The organism is Roseobacter sp. HKCCD6576-2 (genome assembly GCF_013179285.1).
GTDB lineage: Bacteria > Pseudomonadota > Alphaproteobacteria > Rhodobacterales > Rhodobacteraceae > Rhodophyticola > Rhodophyticola oceani.
Genome location: NZ_WVNW01000001.1, coordinates 1,407,905 through 1,428,089 on the forward strand (window position 1 = coordinate 1,407,905; position 20,185 = coordinate 1,428,089).

Below are 20,185 nucleotides of genomic sequence, written 5' to 3' on the forward strand. Positions count from 1 at the left end.
CGCGGGTGACTTGACCTTGGGACAGTGCCACGCCAAAGACATGGCACATACAGACATTCCCTCAAGCGAGACCGCATGAGAATCACTCTGACGACCCTGGTGATCGGGGCGATCGGCGCCGCGTTGGCTTGGGCGCTCGGCATCCCAGCACCGTTTTTGACCGGCCCTGCGGCTTTGGTCTCTTTTGCCTCGTTGATGGGGGTGAAAACGGACATTCCGATCCCACTCCGTGACACGTGTTTTGTGCTTTTGGGGATCGGGATGGGCGCAGGTGTGACGCCCGAAGTGGTGGAGGCCGCGCGGCAATGGCCGTTGCCGCTGGTGGTTTTGTCGGTGCTACTTCTGGTGATCTTCTTTGGCGGAGCTTGGAGCGTGCAACGCCTCTTCGCCTATGACCAAAATACCGCCCGTTTGGCCGCCACACCCGGGCATCTCAGCTTTATCCTGTCGCTCTCGACCGAGGTGAAAGCAGATATTCCCATCGTTGCGGTGATCCAGTCTTTGCGCGTGCTGATCCTGACCCTTCTGGTCCCCGCTGTCGTCGCGTTGATCACCGAAGCGGATCTGTCGATGAGCCAATCTCCTATGGCCGCGATGCCAATCCTCGCGCTGGCGGGTGTCCTGGTTTTGGCAACCGGCATCGGGTTGATACTGAAGCGCTGGAATGTCCCGGCGGCGCTGCTTCTGGCGGGGATGGTCATTTCAACCTTGGCGCATGGCGCGGGCGTGGTCGAAGGCGGCATGCCGATTTGGATCGCGGTCCCAACTTTCGCCGTCATGGGCACGCTTATCGGTACTCGGTTTTCCGGCGTCACCCTAAACCTTGTGGCCCGCGCGGCCGCGGCGTCGGGTGTTCTGACGGCGCTCGCTCTGGTCACCACGCTGATCGCGGCCCTATTGGTCAATCAAATGACCGCGCTGCCGCTTACCGATTTGATGATCGCCTTTGCGCCGGGCGGGTTGGAGACGATGGCGGCGCTCTCGATCATGCTGGGCGCAGACCCGGCCTTTACCGCGCTGCATCATGTCTATCGATTGCTGTTTCTGACTTTCTTGGTCCCGGCCTTTATCCAGATGGACCGCAAGGAAACCTAAGCCGCCAAATCGATCCAGACCGGCACATGGTCCGAGGGTTTCTCCCGGCCGCGTACCTCGTGGTCGATCCGCACATCGCGCATCAGATCGGCGGCTTGCGGGCTGAGCAGCAAATGATCGATCCGAATGCCGTCATTCTTGTTCCAAGCCCCGGCTTGATAATCCCAAAACGAGTAATGCCCAGGCCCAAACACCCGTGCTCGGAACGCTTCGGTATAGCCCAGGTTCAAAATCCGCCGAAATGCCGCGCGGCTCTCAGGACGGGCCAGCGCATCTTCTTGCCAGACCTCGGGGCGGGCCGCGTCCTCATCTTGCGGGATCACGTTGTAGTCGCCCGCCAAAACCACCGGCATTTCGGTGGCCAGCAGCGCCCTTGCATGCGCCTCCATCCGGGCCATCCAGGCAAGCTTATAGTCATATTTCGGCCCCGGCGCCGGATTGCCGTTGGGCAAGTAGAGGCCGCAGACCCGTACTGCGGCATCCTCTCCCATCACGGTCGCCTCGATCCAGCGTGCTTGCTCATCGCTTTCATCGCCGGGTAAGCCGCGGACGACATCTTCCAGCGGGTATTTCGACAGGATCGCAACGCCGTTGAAGCTCTTCTGGCCATGGGTTTCCACATTGTATCCGCGCTCTTCGAAAATCTCGCGCGGGAAGCCCTCATCGACGGTTTTGATCTCCTGCAAGAGCGCCACATCGGGTTTCGCCTCATCCAGCCAATCGGGAAGGGCCAGGGCCCGCGCCTTGATCCCATTGATGTTGAATGTGGCGATTTTCATTGGCGCATCTCCCTCGGCTCCCACCGTTTTGCCTCGACGGATCAGGAATGCCAAGCGCTGACGGGAATTCCCCGAGTTCGAATCCACCTAAGTGGCTTAGGCTTGAGCGCGCGATCCGGTTTCGTCCCGATGAGGCCCTCGCTCTGCCAAAGCCACACGCGGCCAAGCCCGACAGCGTGCAACCGGCGCTGGCCTCCGATGGCAGTGTCCAGAGCATAAGCCCCTCGCATCGGTCCCATCTGATGTGGCCCTACCCGATGCGAGCGAAGCGCCCATACGCAACGCCACTAGGCGCTGTTGCTAGCCGGTCACGCTTTCGCTCTCATCCGAGACTGCCAACCAGGTGCGCGCGGCGTCTTCATCATCAGGCGCGAAGCTCTTGATCACCAGGTTGGGCAGTAGCGCGCTTTCGACACCAGCGACCGCTTTGACCCAGGTCTGATCGGTCAGAACCGCCACCTTGTCGACCTTCTCGATCATCGCCATCAACTGCACCCAATGGCGCAACTCGACGCCGATAGCGCCCAGGCTTGGCCAGGCGACGGCTTCGGCACGCATCAGGACGCCGCCATGATGCATGCCCTCCATCTCGCGCACCAGCATATCAAGCGTCACTTCCATCCCCACGGCATCCAGACTTCCATGCGCCTCGATCACCAAAAGGTTTGGGGTTTCCAAATTGCTGCTGAAACTGGGTGTGCTCATCCGCCGTCTCCTTATTATGGGCTAACGCTGGCGGGTTCCGCTAAACCGCACCATGATCTGCGTCAATCGGGCCGAGGAGGGGGCCAGCCCCCGTCGCGTGCCGCGACTCCCCCGGGATATTTGAGAAGCAGAGAAGGGCCCTTCAGGTTTGATTAACCATGCGCCGCTAATCTCGACTTGCGGTACAGGCGGGGACGCCGATGGCCGTAAGCGGAGAAGCCCCCACCGTGCCTCCGGGACAGTGGGGGTGGACCCGGTCCGGTCTTCTCTGCTTCTCAAATATCCCCGCCGGAGGCATCCAAGCGTCGCCAAATGGTTCGGCGCGTTCTTTAGGTCACTACATCGAAAACGACGTGCCGCAGCCGCAGGACGACGAGGCATTTGGGTTCTCGATGGTGAACCGCGCGCCGATGAGTTCTTCGCTGAAGTCGATCACCGCGTCGGCCAGGAACGGCAACGACACGCTATCGACGACCACTTTTTGGCCTTCGCCTTCCAGCACCAAATCATCCTCGGCGGGCTCGTCGAGCTTGATTTCATATTGAAATCCAGAACAGCCGCCACCCTCGACCGCCACACGCAGCGCTTTGGGCGCATCCGCATCCTCGTTGATTTCGGCCAGACGCTCGAAGGCGCGAGGCGTTACTTTTGGCGGAACAGTCAGCGTCAGGGTCATTTTTAAGCTCCGGGCGGTGTCGCATCGGGTTTGAACCGAATATATGGACCGGCAACGGGGGCGACAAGGAGACATCGATGCTGGCGGTATATGCATGCGACCCTGCGGAGAGCCGTGGGCGGCTGGTTGCGGAGGAGGAAAGCACGTTTCGCTCCTGTTTTCAGCGCGACCGCGATCGGATCATCCACGCGTCGGCCTTTCGGCGGCTGAAACATAAGACGCAAGTTTTTGTGGAACATGAGGGCGATTACTATCGCACGCGGCTGACCCATTCGATTGAGGTGGCGCAGGTGGCGCGAACGATCTCGGGCGTTTTGGGGCTGAATGCGGAACTCACCGAAGCCTTGGCTTTGGCCCATGATCTCGGCCACACGCCCTTTGGGCATACCGGTGAAGATGCCTTGGCCGATCTGATGGCACCTTATGGCGGGTTCGATCACAATGCGCAGGCGATCCGCATCGTAACCTCCCTAGAGCGGCACTATGCGGAGTTTGATGGGCTGAACCTGACATGGGAAACCTTGGAAGGGCTGGCGAAACATAACGGCCCGGTCACAGGCGATCTGCCCTATGCTTTGGCCGCCTATAACGCACGCCATGATCTGGAACTCGACACCCATGCGAGTGCGGAAGCGCAAGTGGCTGCGATTGCCGATGATGTCGCCTACAACCATCACGATCTACATGATGGGCTCCGCGCCGAGCTGTTTTCGACTGATGAGCTGGCGGAGCTCCCGATTTTGCAGGATTGCTTTGCAGAAGTCGATCAGCGCTATCCGGGGCTGAACTACTACAAGCGGCGGCATGAGGCGCTGCGGCGGTTCTTCGGCGTTTTGGTCGAGGATGTGATTGCGGTGGCGCGGGGCAATCTGGCCGAAATCGCGCCGCAGAGCGTGGCCGATATCCGCGGGGCAGGGCGCGGTGTGATCCGGTTTTCCGATGCGCTTTGGGCGGATCTCAACCTGATCCGGGCGTTTCTGTTCAAACGCATGTACCGCGCGCCAGGGGTGATCGAGATGCGCGCAGAGGTGACGCAGGTGGTCAACGACCTCTTTCCGTATTTCATGGCCCATCCGGAGGCCTTGCCGAAGCAGTGGCGCAAGGATGTGGAAGAGGCGGAGGGCGAGATCGCACTGGCCCGGATCGTGGCCGATTACATCGCCGGTATGACAGATCGCTTCGCGCTTCAGAGGCACGCAGACCTTGTCACCGGCACGCCAACGACCGTGACAAAACACGGATAACCCTGCGGTAAGGGTCTATTCCACGTCAATAAAGAAGGTCGCCCAAACCTGAAGCGATACGAAGATCTCGGACATTTCCGGATCGTCCACCACTGGAAAGATCACGATGATCGGCCCCAGATCACCAATGCCCAGAGGCACCCCGTCCAGATGCGTGGCCAAGATCGGTTCATAGGTCTCGGTCATCTCCCACGGGATTTCGACCTGATACCCGTCAAGCGCCGTTGGAAAGGCCGACCGGCCAGCTGCGCCTGCCATTTCCATCACTGCCGAAAGCCTGGGGCCAGCAAATGTTGCGGGTGTTTCGTCATCTGGCATCATCGTGGTGATTTCGACCTCGGGCAGGGCGGCCAGCATTGCCGCATCAAGCGCGACCCCGGTCTCGAAGCTCAAACCCATCCGGCCCAAAACCGTGATATCGTCTTCGGTCGAGGGGCCACGGTTCCCCTCTGGGATCGCGCCGGCAAGGGTGAGGATCGTGGCGCCGGTCGGTGCAGGAACTTCCGCGAGTGCAGGCACAGAGAGGGCCGTGCATAGGAGAAGCGGAGTCAAGATACGCATGATAAGGACGCTCCCATCGCTGTTGAGATGGGCCGAGACTGCCAGACTGCTCGCCGCCTCGCCACATATCTTTCATATGCAACGATCCGGGAACCGCAATTGACCTCGGCCCTGCCCGTGATACACCCCCGCGCAATTGTTTCCCGAAAGATGCCCCGATGACCCTATTTGCCGATATCCGCGCGCTTGTTCTGGAAAGCCTCGATGCCCTGGTGGCCGATGGCCATCTGCCCGCCGGATTGGACATGCGAAACGTCACCGTGGAGCCGCCGCGCGATGCCGCCCATGGGGATATGGCAACCAATGCCGCGATGGTGTTGGCGAAACCCGCCCGGCAGAAACCGCGCGATATTGCCGAAGCTTTGTCGGTGAAACTGGGCGCAGACCCCCGGATTGAGACCGCTGAGGTGGCAGGCCCGGGCTTTATCAACTTGCGGCTCTCTGCCGAGACTTGGCGTGGAGTGATCCGCGATGTGGTGCAAACTGGCACCGGTTTTGGCCGTTCCACGATGGGGGCCGGCCGTAAGGTGAATGTCGAATATGTCTCGGCCAACCCGACCGGGCCCTTGCATGTGGGCCACACACGCGGCGCGGTGTTTGGCGACGCGCTAGCCAGTCTGCTGGATTTCACCGGCCATGACGTCACCCGCGAATACTACATCAACGATGGCGGTGGGCAGGTCGATGTGCTCGCCCGCTCAGTCTATCTGCGTTACCTGGAGGCGCATGGCCAGGAAGTTGCGTTTGAAGACGGCACCTATCCGGGCGATTACCTGATCGACGTTGGCCAGGCGTTAAAAGACAAGGTTGGCGATGCGTTTGTCGATAAGGGCGAAGAGTTTTGGCTGGCCGACATACGGGAGTTCGCGACTGAAACGATGATGGAGATGATCCGCTCCGACTTGGCGCAATTGGGCGTCGAGATGGACGTGTTTTACTCCGAGAAATCGCTTTATGGCACGGGCCGGATCGAAGCCGCGATCGACGATCTGCGCGGCAAGGGCCTGATCTATGAAGGCGTGCTTGAGCCCCCGAAAGGCAAGAAGCCCGAAGATTGGGAGCCGCGCGAGCAGACGCTGTTCAAATCCACCGAGCATGGCGATGATGTCGACCGTCCGGTGAAGAAATCCGATGGCTCCTGGACCTATTTCGCGCCGGACATAGCTTATCATTTTGATAAGGTTTCCAGGGGTTTCGATGAGCTTATCGATGTGTTTGGCGCCGATCATGGCGGCTATGTCAAACGGATGAAGGCGGCCGTTTCGGCGCTGTCGGATGGCCAAGTGCCGCTCGACGTCAAGCTGACGCAGTTGGTCAAGCTGCGGCGCGGCGATGAAGAGCTGAAAATGTCGAAACGGGCGGGCACCTTTGTGACCCTGCGCGATGTGGTCGATCTGGTTGGGCCGGATGTGACCCGCTTTGTCATGCTCACCCGGAAAAACGATGCACCGCTTGATTTCGACGTTGAGAAAGTGACGGAGCAATCGAAAGAAAACCCGGTCTGGTATGTGCAATATGCCCATGCCCGGATCGCGTCGGTGTTGCGCAAAGCAGCGGAGGCCGGGATTGCAACGGATGACGCGGTTCTTGCTGCGGCGGACCTTTCGGCGATCTCCGATCCAGCGGAACTCGCGCTGGCGGGCAAGCTCGCGGAATGGCCGCGTCTGGTTGAAATCGCGGCCAGCACGCATGAGCCGCATCGGGTGGCGTTTTACCTCTTCGATCTGGCCTCCGAATTCCATGGCCTTTGGAACAAAGGCAATGCCGACCCGTCTTTGCGCTTCCTGCAAGAGGATGACGAAACAGCAACATTGGCAAAACTTGCGCTGATTCGTGCCGTAGCCGTTGTTATTTCATCAGGTCTTGGTATTTTAGGGGTGACCCCGCTTAACGAAATGCGCTGAGGCGAGACCTCGATAAACAAAGCGCGCTGGTGGGGCCGAGCAGGCAAGACCCCCGGCGCGCCAGTGCCGGGCAAAAGAGGGCAGGCATGGCAGATATCGAGTATTTCGAGGAAGAGGCCTATGCGTCTCCACCGCAGGTGGAGCCGTCGCGCTTTGGCACCTTGGTCAATTGGGCCGGGGCGCTGGTTTCATTTGGGCTGATCGCAGGCATGGCGGTTTGGGCTTGGCAGTTAACAGTGCGCGATGTGGCCGGGGTCCCGGTGATCCGCGCGCTGGAAGGCGCGATGCGGGTGGCCCCGGAAAACCCCGGCGGCAGTCAAGCGGATCATCAAGGTTTGGCGGTTAACCGCATTGCCGAGGGGCAAGAGGCCGAACCTGCGGCGGATCGGATCGTTTTGGCGCCGCCGCCGGTGGAGCTGACCGAAGTGGATATCAGCTCGGCCAGCCTGCCTGAGGTGACGACAGAGGTTGTGCCCGAGGCGACGGCCTCAGCCCCGACCCCAGAAGCGGCGAGCGAGGCGACCTTGGCTTTGATTGACCGGCTCATCCAGGACGAAGCTGCGGCCCCTGCCGCCGAAAATGCAGAGGCAGGAGTTGTGGCGGAAGATGCCGTTGCCGCGCCGACCCGCGAAACCATCGCGGTGATCCCGATCTCGGTGCCCGGGGTACGAAATTCGCCGCGCCCGACGGGCCGTCCGGCCAATGTGCAGGTTGCCAGCCTTGCGGCGCCGACCGCGCCGACGCCCGCGGCCAGCGCGGAGATTGATCCAAATACGCTGACATCGGGGACACGGCTGGTGCAGCTTGGCGCCTTTGATGACGAAGAAACCGCCCGGTCCGAATGGGAACGGTTGACCGGCAGCTTCCCCGATTTCTTTGATGGGCGCTCGCGGATCGTCCAACCGGCGGTGTCTGGCGGGCGGGAGTTCTACCGGCTTCGCGCCCATGGCTTCACGGATCTGAGCGATGCGCGGCGCTTCTGCACAACGCTTTTGGCGCAGGGCGCGGCTTGTATCCCGGTCACGGTGCGCTAAGCCATATGGCCGGGGCCTCAGCCACCATTCTTGGTTGTTTGGGCCCGGTCCTATCCGAAGACGAAGCCGCGTTTTTTGCGGGTGCGCAACCGTGGGGCTTCATCCTTTTCGCTCGCAATATCGAGACCCCGGCCCAACTGCGCCGCCTGACGGATGATTTGCGCGCCGCAGTTGGGCGGGACGCGCCGATCCTGATCGATCAGGAGGGCGGTCGCGTGCAGCGGATGGGACCACCTCATTGGCGGCAATGGCACCCGGCGCTGGACCAGGTGCGGCACGCCGGACCGGAGGGCGCGGCGCGGTCCATGCGGCTCCGCGCCCGGCTGATCGCGGATGAATTGCGGGCCGTTGGGATTGACGTGAACTGCGCGCCTCTGGCCGATGTGGCGCGAGAGACAACGCACCCCGTCCTTCTGAACCGGCTTTACGGAGAGGACGTGCCAGATGTGGTTGAAACTGCCCGCGCCGTTGCCGATGGCCTCTTGGCGGGCGGCGTTTTGCCGGTTCTCAAACATCTGCCCGGCTATGGGTTGGGCGAGGTGGACAGTCACAAAAGCTTGCCGCGTGTGGCGGCGCCGTTGGACGAACTCCGCGCCGTGGATTTCGCGGCGTTCAAACCGCTCTCTGACCTGCCGATGGGGATGACGGCGCATATCGTCTATGAGGCGATTGAAGATGGCTTGCCGGCCACCATGTCGCCGCACCTGATCACGCTGATCCGCGAGGAGATCGGCTTTGACGGGCTCTTGATGACCGATGATCTTTCCATGGGGGCGTTGCCGGGGCGCTTGGCCGAGCGGGCCGCAGGCGCGCGCGGCGCAGGCTGCGATATCATTCTGCATTGCAATGGCAAACGCGCCGAAATGGAAGAGGTCGTGGCGGCCAGCGGTGATCTAGACGGCCCCGCGAAGACCCGCACCGAAGCAGCGCTCGCGTGGCGTCGCGCCCCTGATCCGCTTGACATTGAGGCCGTGGAAGCCGACCTTGCGACGCTTCTGGACGGGCAGGTTTATGGCTGAGATTCCGACACCGGCAAATGACAATGACGCGGAATGGGACGCGGTCGCCGAGCGACGCGCCGCCGAGGCGTTGATCGTCGATGTCGACGGGTTTGAAGGGCCGCTCGATCTGCTCTTGATGCTGTCGCGCACCCAGAAGGTCGATTTGCGCAAGGTCTCGGTCCTGCAATTGGCCGAGCAATACCTGGTCTTTGTGGAGAAGGCGCGCACGCTGCGGATTGAGCTGGCCGCCGATTATCTGGTGATGGCCGCCTGGTTGGCCTTCCTGAAATCCCGCCTGCTCTTGCCGCCGGACCCGACCGAAGAAGGCCCATCAGGCGAGGAAATGGCAGCGCATCTGGCGTTTCAGCTCGAACGTTTGGCGGCGATGCGGGAATGTGCGGCCAAGTTGATGGCGGGCAACCGCCTGGGGCGCGACCGGTTTGTGCGCGGCCTGCCGGAAGACATCACAACCGCGCGCAAAGTCACCTATACCGCCAGTCTGATCGACTTGATGCAGGGCTATGCACGGATCCGCACCCGCGACGAGTTCCGCCCCTTCACGATGGACCGCGACAGCGTGTTTACCATGGAAGAAGCGCTGGACCGGATGCGCGGATTGATTGGGTTCGCGGGGGATTGGACCGATATTTCTTCCTATATCCCGGAAGGGTGGGAGCTTGATCCAAAGCGCCGCCGCTCCGCCACTGCGTCCACATTTGCCGCCGCGTTGGAGCTGGCCAAGGCGGGCAAGGTGACGATCCGGCAGGCCGAGACTTTCGCGCCGATCCAATTGAAACGAAAAGACGATCCCGCATGAGCGACGCAGACCAAGATACCGAAGAGAGCCTGTTTCAGGCCCCGCCTTTGGCCGAACAAGAACGCATGGTTGAGGCGATGCTCTTTGCCAGCACGGAGCCGATGAGCACGCGCGAGATGGAGGCGCGGATGCCGCATGGCTGCGATGCCGCCGAGGCGCTGGTGCTGCTCCGCCGCCGCTATGAGGGTCGGGGGGTGAGCGTCGCTAAGGTCGGCGATGCCTGGGCGATCCGCACGGCCGCCGATCTTGGGTTTCTGATGAGCCGGGAGACGGTCGAGACCCGCAAACTCAGCCGCGCGGCGATCGAGACGCTTGCGATTATCGCCTATCATCAGCCGGTCACACGTGCTGAGATCGAAGAAATCCGCGGCGTTTCCGTCAGCCGGGGCACGGTGGATCAGTTGATCGAGATGGAGTGGGTCCGGTTCGGTCGGCGGAAGATGACTCCGGGGCGCCCTGTAACCTATGTTGTGACGCAAGGGTTCCTTGATCATTTCGGGCTGGAAAGCGCTCGGGATTTGCCGGGCCTGAAAGAACTCCGTTCGGCGGGGCTTCTCGACAGCCGCCTGCCGCCTTCAATGATGCCAGGTCCGGGCGGCGAAGATGATCTCGCCGAACTCGATGATGGCCCCGAAGATGATGGCCAGGACGAGCTATTTGGCGAATGACGGCCTTTGCGCCTGATTTTTGCCGATATTTGCCCTATATTAAGCGGCAGCACCGAAATGGAGGCGCAAAACATGGACCGTATCATCACCATGGTGATCAACCGCATCATTCGACGCGTGGTCAATCGCGGCGTGGATGCGGGCATTGATCGCGTATCGCGCCGGGGTCAGGGCCAAGACCGCGAAAACGCGATGACGCCAGAGCAGCGTGAGAAAGTGCAGAATAGTCAGCAAAACACCCGCCAAGCCATGCGCATGATGCGCCGGGCCTCGCGGTTCACGCGGTTCTAGGTCACCGGGTTCACCGGCGCTGGATCTGTTGATCGGCCAGCTTCAAAGCCATCTTTCTAAGATGAAAGGGCGCCACCGCGGGCGCCCTTTTGTGTTTTGCTCCACCTGCAATCAGCAGCTGTAATAGTTCAGGTATTCCACCGGGTGCGGGGTGTGTTCGAACGCGTACACCTCTTCCCATTTCAGCTCCATATAGCCTTCGATCTGGTCTTTGGTGAACACGTCACCGGCCAGAAGGAAGTCATGATCCGCTTCCAAAGCCTCAAGCGCTTCGCGCAGCGAGGCGCAGACGGTTGGGATGCCGGCCAGCTCTTCCGGCGGCAGATCGTAGAGGTCTTTGTCCGACGGATCGCCGGGGTGGATTTTGTTCTGGATACCGTCGAGGCCCGCCATCAGCAGAGCTGCGAAGCAGAGATAGGGGTTCGCCGAGGGGTCGGGGAACCGCGCTTCGACGCGCTTGGCTTTCGGGCTTTCCGTCCACGGAATACGGACACAACCGGAGCGGTTGCGGGCCGAATAGGCGCGCAGAACCGGCGCTTCAAAACCCGGGATCAGGCGCTTGTAGCTGTTGGTTGACGGGTTGGTGAACGCGTTCAGCGTTTTGGCATGTTTCAGCACACCACCGATGAAATACAGCGCCTCATCCGACAGATCGGCATATTTGTCGCCCGCGAACAAAGGCTTGCCGTCTTTCCAGATCGACATGTTCACATGCATGCCCGTGCCGTTATCGCCCGCGATTGGCTTCGGCATGAAGGTTGCCGATTTACCATAGGCGTGTGCCACATTGTGGATGATGTATTTGTATTTCTGCAGCTCATCGGCCTGTTTGGTCAGGCTGTCGAAGATCAGGCCAAGCTCGTGCTGGCACGAGGCCACTTCGTGGTGGTGCTTGTCGACCTTCATGCCGATGCGCTTCATGGTGGAGAGCATTTCGGACCGCAGATCATGGCTGGCATCGGTCGGGTTGACCGGGAAATAGCCGCCTTTGACGCCGGCGCGGTGGCCCATATTGCCCATTTCATACTCGCTGTCGGTGTTCCAGGACGCATCCTGGGCGTCGACCTCGTAAGAGACTTTGTTCATCGCGACCGAGAAGCGCACATCGTCGAACAGGAAGAACTCTGCCTCGGGGCCGAAATACGCCGCATCGCCGATGCCGGAGGATTTCAGATAGGCCTCGGCTTTCTCGGCGGTGCCACGCGGGTCGCGCTCATAGGCTTCGCCGGTGTCGGGCTCAACGATGGAGCAATGCAGGCACAGCGTCTTTTCCGCATAGAACGGATCGATATAGGCGCTTTCGGTGTCGGGCATCAGTTTCATGTCCGAGGCTTCGATGCCTTTCCAGCCGGCAATCGACGAGCCGTCAAACATGAAGCCTTCCTCAAGGAAATCCTCATCAACCTGATCGGACATGACCGTGACATGTTGCAGCTTGCCGCGCGGATCGGTGAAGCGGATATCGACATAGTCGACATCCTCATCCTTGATCATGGACAGAACGTTCTCTTTGCTCATCGTGACCTTCCTTGACGTTTGAGTCTGTTGCTGGGGCGGCAGCGCCCCAAAATTCTCTGTATGTTACAGCGCGTCTTCGCCGGCCTCGCCGGTCCGGATGCGGATCGCCTGTTCGATGGGGGAGACGAAGATTTTGCCGTCGCCGATTTTGTCGGTCTTTGCGGCATCAATAATCGCTTCAATGGCGGCGTCGACCTGATCATCGGCCAGCACCACCTCGATTTTCACTTTGGGCAGGAAATCCACCACATATTCGGCGCCGCGATAGAGCTCGGTATGGCCTTTCTGGCGGCCGAAGCCTTTGACCTCGGTCACGCTCAGACCCTGGATGCCGATCTCTTGCAGGGCTTCTTTCACCTCGTCCAATTTGAACGGTTTGATGATGGCCTCGATCTTCTTCATGACACCCGCGCCTCCTCGCCTTGCATGCCCGCCCGTGACACCACTTTCACATGGCTGGAGCAATCGGGTAGCATGACGCAGGGGCCATGCCGGAAGGGGAATCCGCGCGTGGCGATGAGAGATTGTGCGTTGCGCCTATTTTTTACGCAGAAGTGAATCGTGAGGGATGTCCAGTGACTGAATTGCTAACGGCGGCGCAGATGCGTGCCATCGAAACCGCCGCGATCGAAAGCGGGCAGGTGACAGGGCTGGAACTTATGGAACGCGCCGGACGTGGCGTGGTCGAGGCGGTCTTCGAGGAATGGCCAGAGCTTGCCGCGGCGCCGCACAAGGCCGTGGTCCTCTGTGGGCCGGGCAACAATGGCGGCGACGGGTTCGTCGTGGCCCGCTTGCTGAAAGAGTGGGGCTGGGAGGTGGAGGTGTTCCTCTACGGTGATCCGGACAAGCTGCCGCCGGATGCGAAGGTGAATTATGAGCGGTGGGTGGAGATGGGCGAGGTGAGCGTCTATGCCGTGAACCTGCCGTCATCGGAGACTAACAGCCTGGTGATCCCGCAGCATGTCGACCTGCTTGTCGACGCGCTCTTTGGGACGGGCCTGATACGCCCTTTTCAAGGGCCGTTCACGATCTTCGCCGAAGCGCGAGATTTCTTGCGCGACAGCTCCGAGCGCGTTGTCGCTTTGGATATTCCCAGTGGAGTGTGCTCGGATAGCGGCCGCGTTTTGGGCACGGCGATCCCGGCAGACCTGACGGTGACATTCCACCGTGAGAAGATCGGGCATCGCGCAAGCGACGGCGCGGATATCAGCGGCAAAACGAGTGTGAAGAGCATTGGGCTCGAGGGCGCATCCGGGCGGGCGGTCGGGGGCAACTTGGTCGTGCCGCCGGGCAATTTGGTTCGGCTGGCGGATGGCGGTGATGCCGCGATGGCCGCAAAGGAGTCTCATCAGCACAAATACACTCATGGCCACGCGGTGATCCTCTCCGGCCCCATGGGCCACTCTGGCGCGGCCCGGCTGGCGGCGCGGGGTGCGCTCCGAGTCGGTGCCGGGTTGGTGACGGTGGCCGCGCCGGAGTCGGCGATGATGGAATGCGCGGCACAACTGACCGTGATCATGCTGCGGAAATGTGATGGCGCTGATGGGTTGGCTGCGGTTTTGGAGGATGAGCGGATCAACGCGCTCTGTCTCGGCCCTGGGATGGGGGTTGGTACGGCGACGCGGGAGGTGGTTGCGGTTGCGTTGCAGTCGGAGCGGTCGGTTGTGCTGGATGCCGATGCGTTGACGTCCTTCGAGGCGGAGCCGGAGGCGTTTTTTGCCTTGCTTCATGACGAGGTCGTGTTGACCCCTCATGCGGGCGAGTTTGCCCGGTTGTTCCCAGATATTGCAGAGAAGCTGAACGCCATACCTGAAACGGGCCCGGCCTATTCCAAAGTCGACGCGACCCGAGAGGCGGCGGCGCGGGCGGGCTGTGTCGTGTTGTTCAAAGGGCCCGACACGGTGATCGCGGGTCCGAGCGGGCGCTGTGCGATCAATTCTGCGGCCTATGACCGGGCCGCGCCTTGGCTGGCGACGGCAGGCGCGGGCGATGTGTTGGCCGGGTTTATCTCTGGGCTGATGGCGCGCGGGCTTGACGCGATACAGGCCGCGGAGGCGGGGGCGTGGCTCCATGTGGAATGTGCCCGCATGTTCGGCCCAGGACTGATTGCGGAAGACTTGCCCGAAATGCTGCCAAAGGTGTTTCGGACCTTGGAGGGGGCGGGCGCCCCTCGTCAGGCCCCCTAAAGGGAGCCATCCTCAGCCCGCGCTGCCGCGGGATGGGTGCGCCCGCGTTGTGCTCTTTCGGATGGTGTGATGAGAACCCTGCGTGTGTGTGAATCACGTCTTCGATTTACTGCGCGCCGAAGCCTGGCGCGTAATGCGGATTGGCGCTCTGTAACTCCAACCCGCCCGCATAAAGGATATGCAGTCGCTCGAAATGCAGCGAAATCACGTCGGTTGGAGTGTCGGTGGCCCACCTGATAAACTCGCCATCGATCAGCCGCGCCGCTGCGACCTTGGCTTGCGGGGCACCATAGAGCAGCTTGGCGCGCCAATCACGGATCAGGATGCGTTGATGCGGCAAAAGCGTGATGTCCGCATCAGGTTTGCCGCCCAAAGCATCGCGACCGACCCGAACCATGCGCAACCCCTGCGGCACTTTCCGACGTATAATGGCGCGAAGACGCTGCGCGCCCGCATCTCGCGTGATCACCCGATCTCCAGGGGTGAGATGTTCGACCGGCAGGGCACCATCAAGCGTTAAAACGGTTGTGCCCAGAGGCAAAGCTGCCTCCAGCCGGGTCTCCAAAAGGGGTGACGTGCCAGTGCGAGACTGGTCATAGGGGTCGGTCATCTGAGTCCTGCTCTCGGATCACGGGCAATTCTGCCTCGATTTTGATTAACGAGATGTTACTCCAAAACGTGCGGTTTCCCAAAAGGTTTTCCAAGACCGCGCAGATCGCCCGGCATGAGGCTGGTTTTGTTCCTCTCACCGATTGGTCCAGATGGTCATCGAGCCATGCGTTTTGCCTCTATCCTGCCCGGAAAGCCTCTGCTACATAGCGCAGCGCAAGCGGGTGTGGCGAAATTGGTAGACGCACCAGATTTAGGTTCTGGCGCCGCAAGGCGTGGGGGTTCAAGTCCCTCCACCCGCACCATTTTGATATATTTTGATATATAAAGTGAATTTTCACTTCTGTCGTGCCGCATATGCCGCACATCTAATGGTTTTTACACATAGTTTCATACTTTCACGTTTCGGGCTTGTTCTGTTCTTCATCGTCACAGGACCAATAAACGTCCTTCGGCGAAACATGCTCCTCAGTCTGATCGGAGTTGATCACCAGCCAGCCGCACCCAAGCGAAAACGCATCCGCCAGAGCCTTCACTTGAGCTTCCTCAGGATTCTCGCGCTTCATCTTCGCTTTAGGCCGGTCTCGCTAGATTGGATTGATCTGGAAGCGTTCGAACGGTTGAGCGGGACCAGCATCGGCCCGTGGGGAGCATAGGCCGTGATCGCAGCCAGCAGGGTTTACGTCGCTGCGTTGGGCGAGTTCGATCAGAAGCACACGCCATCACCTTTGACGGAGGCTGTGGTGGACCGAAAGGGCGTTAACGACGCACTGAAAGCTGCGTTTACGCAAGTCATGAAGAGATGGGAGCCAGAATAGTTGCAGAAACGATCACTCGCTATCAGGCCAGTATTTGGGATGACTTGAGAGGCAAAATTTAATCAAATCGAAATTGACTTCTCCGAAAACGACCTCGATGAATGATGCGCGTCTAGCTTAATAGTCGCGTGGGTAATGATTTCCTTGTGAGGTTGATATGTCACACTGCTCCAATAAACCCATCTACAATCTCCATCGGGCAGCGAGTGATGGTGCAAATTGGATGATAGTAAAGAGTTTTGATGCAATGACAGACGGAGGTGGTCCGCTATCCCTTTTAAGTGAGCTTGTCAGAAACCGATCCAGCCTAACGAATGATGTCGACGCTCAACTTGACGGTCTAGTGTACATGAACTTGGCGACGGGGTCGAACTGGTCTCCCATGCCGACAGCACCGCCTTCTATCACCTTAACCTGGATGGCTAGTCTCGAGTCAGATAAGAAGAATAGGCATTAGTAAGAGACTTTTCCGCAGTGCCAAAGAGTGATCTGCAAGACTTAAGAGGTGACCAGCCATGCTGTATGTCAATCGATTTTCGCTTGAAGCGCATGTTCTAGCGGTAAGCTGTCTGCTGTATCTCATGCCTTGGTCGGTTGGTTGGATAGATGACTCAATACTGGCTAGATTCGGTCTGCCGCTGGCGTTTTTAGCTTATTTTCTTAGTTTCGTTAGGTCGCTTGGAGGGCTCATTTTTCTAGTACCTGCATTTCTGTTATTTTGGAGCTTTTATATTACCATTAGAACGGATTTGATTTTTCGAGCTCTCTCTGAGGGGTCCTTCTCTAGTTTGTTCGTTTTATCATTTGCCTTGATAATTCCGCTTCTGCTATCGATCGGCACGATAGTTTTCTTGCGATCGCAGGAATCAGACACATAGTACGCCGGAGTAATCCCAGTGACCGTAGTTCCTCAGCCATGCCCATTGCCAGACTTTGATCTTTCTACGGAGGGCATTCGCGACTTCTTCACTGACGGTACGGCAAGTTTTGCTCAAGACATTGCGGTCGCATCTCAACTGCCGGGGCGTACAGATGGCCCCGCCGATGCTTACAGACATCTTGTTATCTCCGCAGAACTTCATAGACGGTTCGAGCCAGGAATAGCAGATGTGTTTTTGGAGCTTCACGAGGTTGGCGGTGGTTCGAATGGGCCCATGGATCGACACAACAACTCAGTGGGTGAGCTGATTGGTCGATATGTCGCGAGTATCAATGGTTCGACGGAAGATGTGCTCGCATTGGTAAACAAAGTAATGAATGCGTCGCTGCCGAGTTCGTATGATGGTGACTGGGTAGCTCATGACGATCTTTTCCAAGCGTTGGACGCAACAAGCATCACTCTGCCTGACGGCACTGTTGTTGGTCCAATTCTATTGGCGGAGACTAATCCTGCTGCCTGGCAAGGATCGAACCCCCGCAACGAAGATGGAAATAGGATGCCATCTTCTGACGCAAATTGGCCGACTGGTGATACACTCAATCCTTGGACGGATAACTTCAACTACGATGGCGTCGAAGGTGCGGCGGACTATATTAGCGATGATCGGGGAGCAGGTTGGCTTGGATCGGACGACTTAGCGTTAGTTGGTCTTAGCGCCCTAGCTCTTCTGGTTTTACCTGCAAGCGTTGCCGGAGCAATGATAGCAACGGCATTTGGTAGGTACCACTACGGAGGCTGCGTCAACGGTGATCTTTCTCTGCTAGCCGCCTTCCTTGCCAAGATCGTCACGCCTCTTGTCATCGACATGGATGGCGACGGCGTGGAACTGGTCTCACTGGCCGATAGCACCGCATTCTTCGACCTCAATATTGACGGCTATGCCGAACTGACCGGTTGGGTGAACCCGGACGACGCGCTCTTGGCGCTCGATGTGGACGGTGACGGGATCATCGACGACAATTCCGAGCTTTTCGGCAATCAGACTGGGTTCGCCAATGGCTTCCTCGCGCTCGCCGCCCATGACGCGAACGCGGACGGGGTTATCGACGCAAATGACGCAGTCTATGCCGATTTGATTGTCTGGCAAGACCTTGATGGCGATGGGTTCAGTGATGCCGGCGAGATGATGGGCCTAGCGGATGCTGGGATCGTTTCGATCAGCCTCAATTCGACCAGTACCGATTTCACCAATCAGGGCCATTGGGTCTCCGATGTGAGCACGGTGACCTGGGGCGACGGAACCAACACATCCATCGAAGATGTGCATTTCGAGAATGACACGCGGGCATCGGTGGCGCTCCTGCCCGACGATTTCCAGTATCATGTAGATGCCTTCAAACTGCCGGTGCTGTTCGGCTATGGGCAGATTGCCTCGACTTGGGTGGTTCTCTCGCAAGACGCCACGCTGCGGGCCGATGCCGAAGCCTTGCTAGACCTATTGGCGGTCGGAAATGTCAGTGGGTTCATGACCGCGTTTGAGGACTACCTGCTTGCCTGGGCCGATGTGGATCATATCGATCCTGATAGCCGAAACACGAATATCAACCCTGGAGAGATTGGTATGGACGCACGCCATCTCACCTTCCTCGAAAAGGCATACGGGACGGGATTTTTGCAGACGTGGGGGTTCAATATCTTTGCTTCGGATCCTTACCACCTCGCAGCTGCCGCACTAACAGAACAGTTTGACGATCTCGTTGAACGACTGGCAATACGGTTTGTGGCACAGTCAGCGGCGTCTGACGCGTTGTTAACCTCTACGACTCAGGCCGAGTTCAACACGCTGTTCGATGCGCATCTGTTTTCTGAGATGTCGAACTTGGTTGCGGGTTATTCTCCATCTTCACGAAGCCTGGAGGGCGACCTTGGTCCGTTCTTCGACAGCCTGGTGGCATCAATTCAGTCTGGGAGCCTCGCGCGAGAAGACGCAACACATCTGTTATATATGATGCGCCACGATCTCGAGCCAAATACAACTATTTATGCCGACAAGCTCCGGGGACTAGCCGATGCCAACGGTACAGCGGAAGCTTACATTCTGAGCGAAGGGATTCGGGCGACTTTCGAGGGTTTAGAAACAGCATTTGGAACAGCCGGAGACGATGTGTTGAGTGTTTCCGACCAAGGCGTCCTAATCGGCGGAGAGGGTAATGACACGCTCAGCGGCAGCGCCCTTGCTGATACCTACTTTTACACGTCCAGTGACGGGTCAGACGTGATTACCGACTATAGCATTATAAGCAACTTGAACCCCGATCGTTTGGTATTGACGGATGCCAACATTGCGGATGTCTTATTCGACCAGAGCTTGGGACAGGATTTGGTGATCAGCTTCGCCAATAACGAAACTGTTACGGTTATCGATCACTTCAAGTGGTCGTATAATGCCATCGAGTTGATCGAGTTCGCTGACGGCACCGTTCTGGATGCACAAGATATCCGAGACAAGTCGGTCGCAGATCAAAAGGCTAGCGGATTCGTCACTGGCACGGCCAGTGCCGAGAACTACGTTCATGGTCCGGACGATGGTTCGTACACGATTTTCGACTATGCAATCTCTGGCACTGTCATTGACCGTTTAGCGCTGACTGATGTGACTATGTCGGAAGTAAGCTTTGTCCAAAACTGGGGGCAAGACCTGGTCGTCACCCTCGGCAATGGTGAGACGATTACGGTCACCGATCATTTCAGGTCAAACGATTATGATTTGGAACAGATTTCCTTCGCTGACGGCACGGTTTTGGGCCTTCAAGAAATTCGCAACAAATCCGTGGCTGACCAAAAAGCCAGCGGGACGGTGATCGGATCGAGGGAGGCTGAGCACTATTATCACGCGCTGGGGGACGGCTCGTACACGATCACTGACTATGGTTTACCAACGAATGCCATTGATTGGCTTGTGCTCAGTGACGTTAATGCAGGTGACGTTGTCTTTGGTCAAAACTGGGGGCAAGACCTCGTGATTACCTTCGGCAATGGCGAGACCATCACAATCGTCGATCATTTCAGGTCAAACGATTATGATTTGGAACAGATTTCCTTCGCTGACGGCACGGTTTTGGGCCTTCAAGAAATTCGCAACAAATCCGTGGCTGACCAAAAAGCCAGCGGGACGGTGATCGGATCGAGGGAGGCTGAGCACTATTATCACGCGCTGGGGGACGGCTCGTACACGATCACTGACTATGGTTTACCAACGAATGCCATTGATTGGCTTGTGCTCAGTGACGTTAATGCAGGTGACGTTGTCTTTGGTCAAAACTGGGGGCAAGACCTCGTGATTACCTTCGGCAATGGCGAGACCATCACAATCGTCGATCATTTCAGGTCAAACGATTA

General features: G+C 58.8%; 18 protein-coding genes and 1 tRNA gene. 11 read left to right on the forward strand and 8 right to left on the reverse strand.

The genetic code is table 11. From position 1 onward, the window contains the following. Positions 1 to 75: 75 nt before the first annotated feature. Positions 76 to 1,095 carry an AbrB family transcriptional regulator gene (locus tag GTF44_RS06960; protein WP_171558515.1) on the forward strand — a complete coding sequence of 340 codons (1,020 nt, stop codon included), beginning with the start codon at positions 76 to 78 and terminating at the stop codon, positions 1,093 to 1,095. Here the strand turns inward: GTF44_RS06960 and xth are convergent. The 3 genes from xth to GTF44_RS06975 all read right to left on the reverse strand — a co-directional run bounded on the left by xth (position 1,092) and on the right by GTF44_RS06975 (position 3,255). Then, positions 1,092 to 1,874, reverse strand: coding sequence for an exodeoxyribonuclease III (xth, locus tag GTF44_RS06965; protein WP_171558516.1), 783 nt, complete (start codon positions 1,872 to 1,874; stop codon positions 1,092 to 1,094). The genes GTF44_RS06960 and xth overlap by 4 nt on opposite strands. Before the next feature lie 300 nt (positions 1,875 to 2,174). Beyond that, complete coding sequence (locus tag GTF44_RS06970; RefSeq protein WP_171558518.1) at positions 2,175 to 2,579, reverse strand: STAS/SEC14 domain-containing protein; 405 nt, start codon at positions 2,577 to 2,579, stop codon at positions 2,175 to 2,177. A gap of 337 nt (positions 2,580 to 2,916) precedes the next feature. Then, positions 2,917 to 3,255: an iron-sulfur cluster assembly accessory protein gene (locus GTF44_RS06975; protein WP_171558520.1), complete on the reverse strand. Its 339-nt coding sequence runs from the start codon at positions 3,253 to 3,255 to the stop codon at positions 2,917 to 2,919. Between the two features lie 77 nt (positions 3,256 to 3,332). Here GTF44_RS06975 and GTF44_RS06980 point away from each other — a divergent pair, with 77 nt between their 5' ends. Beyond that, positions 3,333 to 4,499: a deoxyguanosinetriphosphate triphosphohydrolase gene (locus tag GTF44_RS06980; RefSeq protein ID WP_171558522.1), complete on the forward strand. Its 1,167-nt coding sequence runs from the start codon at positions 3,333 to 3,335 to the stop codon at positions 4,497 to 4,499. Positions 4,500 to 4,514: 15 nt separating this feature from the next. On the opposite strand, the gene GTF44_RS06985 is transcribed toward GTF44_RS06980, so the two are convergent. Beyond that, positions 4,515 to 5,060, reverse strand: coding sequence for a hypothetical protein (locus GTF44_RS06985; RefSeq protein WP_171558524.1), 546 nt, complete (start codon positions 5,058 to 5,060; stop codon positions 4,515 to 4,517). A 158-nt stretch (positions 5,061 to 5,218) separates the two neighbouring features. Here GTF44_RS06985 and argS point away from each other — a divergent pair, with 158 nt between their 5' ends. The 6 genes from argS (at position 5,219) to GTF44_RS07015 (ending at position 10,775) form a co-directional block, all read left to right on the forward strand. Further along, positions 5,219 to 6,964, forward strand: coding sequence for an arginine--tRNA ligase (argS, locus tag GTF44_RS06990; protein ID WP_171558526.1), 1,746 nt, complete (start codon positions 5,219 to 5,221; stop codon positions 6,962 to 6,964). An 86-nt stretch (positions 6,965 to 7,050) separates the two neighbouring features. Continuing rightward, positions 7,051 to 7,998, forward strand: coding sequence for an SPOR domain-containing protein (locus GTF44_RS06995; protein ID WP_171558527.1), 948 nt, complete (start codon positions 7,051 to 7,053; stop codon positions 7,996 to 7,998). A 5-nt stretch (positions 7,999 to 8,003) separates the two neighbouring features. Further along, complete coding sequence (locus tag GTF44_RS07000) at positions 8,004 to 9,017, forward strand: glycoside hydrolase family 3 protein (RefSeq protein ID WP_171558529.1); 1,014 nt, start codon at positions 8,004 to 8,006, stop codon at positions 9,015 to 9,017. Beyond that, entirely contained in the window at positions 9,010 to 9,816 is an 807-nt protein-coding gene (locus GTF44_RS07005; protein WP_171558531.1) for a ScpA family protein, read from the forward strand. Before GTF44_RS07000 ends, GTF44_RS07005 begins: the two co-directional genes overlap by 8 nt. Then, the gene (gene scpB / locus GTF44_RS07010) at positions 9,813 to 10,484 is read left to right on the forward strand and encodes an SMC-Scp complex subunit ScpB (RefSeq protein WP_171558533.1); all 672 of its coding nucleotides are present in this window, start codon (positions 9,813 to 9,815) and stop codon (positions 10,482 to 10,484) included. The genes GTF44_RS07005 and scpB overlap by 4 nt, the downstream gene beginning before the upstream one ends. 72 nt (positions 10,485 to 10,556) lie before the next feature. Further along, entirely contained in the window at positions 10,557 to 10,775 is a 219-nt protein-coding gene (locus tag GTF44_RS07015) for a hypothetical protein (protein ID WP_145209922.1), read from the forward strand. Positions 10,776 to 10,886: 111 nt separating this feature from the next. On the opposite strand, the gene glnA is transcribed toward GTF44_RS07015, so the two are convergent. Then, positions 10,887 to 12,293, reverse strand: a complete 1,407-nt coding sequence (gene glnA, locus GTF44_RS07020) for a type I glutamate--ammonia ligase (protein ID WP_171558535.1) — start codon at positions 12,291 to 12,293, stop codon at positions 10,887 to 10,889. 63 nt (positions 12,294 to 12,356) lie between these two features. After that, complete coding sequence (locus tag GTF44_RS07025; RefSeq protein WP_145209915.1) at positions 12,357 to 12,695, reverse strand: P-II family nitrogen regulator; 339 nt, start codon at positions 12,693 to 12,695, stop codon at positions 12,357 to 12,359. Positions 12,696 to 12,868: 173 nt separating this feature from the next. Here GTF44_RS07025 and GTF44_RS07030 point away from each other — a divergent pair, with 173 nt between their 5' ends. Next, the gene (locus GTF44_RS07030) at positions 12,869 to 14,479 is read left to right on the forward strand and encodes an NAD(P)H-hydrate dehydratase (RefSeq protein WP_171558536.1); all 1,611 of its coding nucleotides are present in this window, start codon (positions 12,869 to 12,871) and stop codon (positions 14,477 to 14,479) included. Between the two features lie 106 nt (positions 14,480 to 14,585). Here GTF44_RS07030 and GTF44_RS07035 read toward each other — a convergent pair whose 3' ends face one another. Then, positions 14,586 to 15,089, reverse strand: a complete 504-nt coding sequence (locus tag GTF44_RS07035; RefSeq protein WP_171558538.1) for a Hint domain-containing protein — start codon at positions 15,087 to 15,089, stop codon at positions 14,586 to 14,588. A 219-nt stretch (positions 15,090 to 15,308) separates the two neighbouring features. Here GTF44_RS07035 and GTF44_RS07040 point away from each other — a divergent pair. Then, a tRNA-Leu gene (locus GTF44_RS07040) sits at positions 15,309 to 15,393 on the forward strand. A gap of 93 nt (positions 15,394 to 15,486) precedes the next feature. On the opposite strand, the gene GTF44_RS07045 is transcribed toward GTF44_RS07040, so the two are convergent. Beyond that, positions 15,487 to 15,654 carry a hypothetical protein gene (locus GTF44_RS07045; RefSeq protein WP_171558540.1) on the reverse strand — a complete coding sequence of 56 codons (168 nt, stop codon included), beginning with the start codon at positions 15,652 to 15,654 and terminating at the stop codon, positions 15,487 to 15,489. 1,148 nt (positions 15,655 to 16,802) lie between these two features. Here GTF44_RS07045 and GTF44_RS22505 point away from each other — a divergent pair. Then, on the forward strand, positions 16,803 to 20,185 hold a 3,383-nt coding region (locus GTF44_RS22505; protein ID WP_171564023.1), incomplete at its 3' end, for a calcium-binding protein.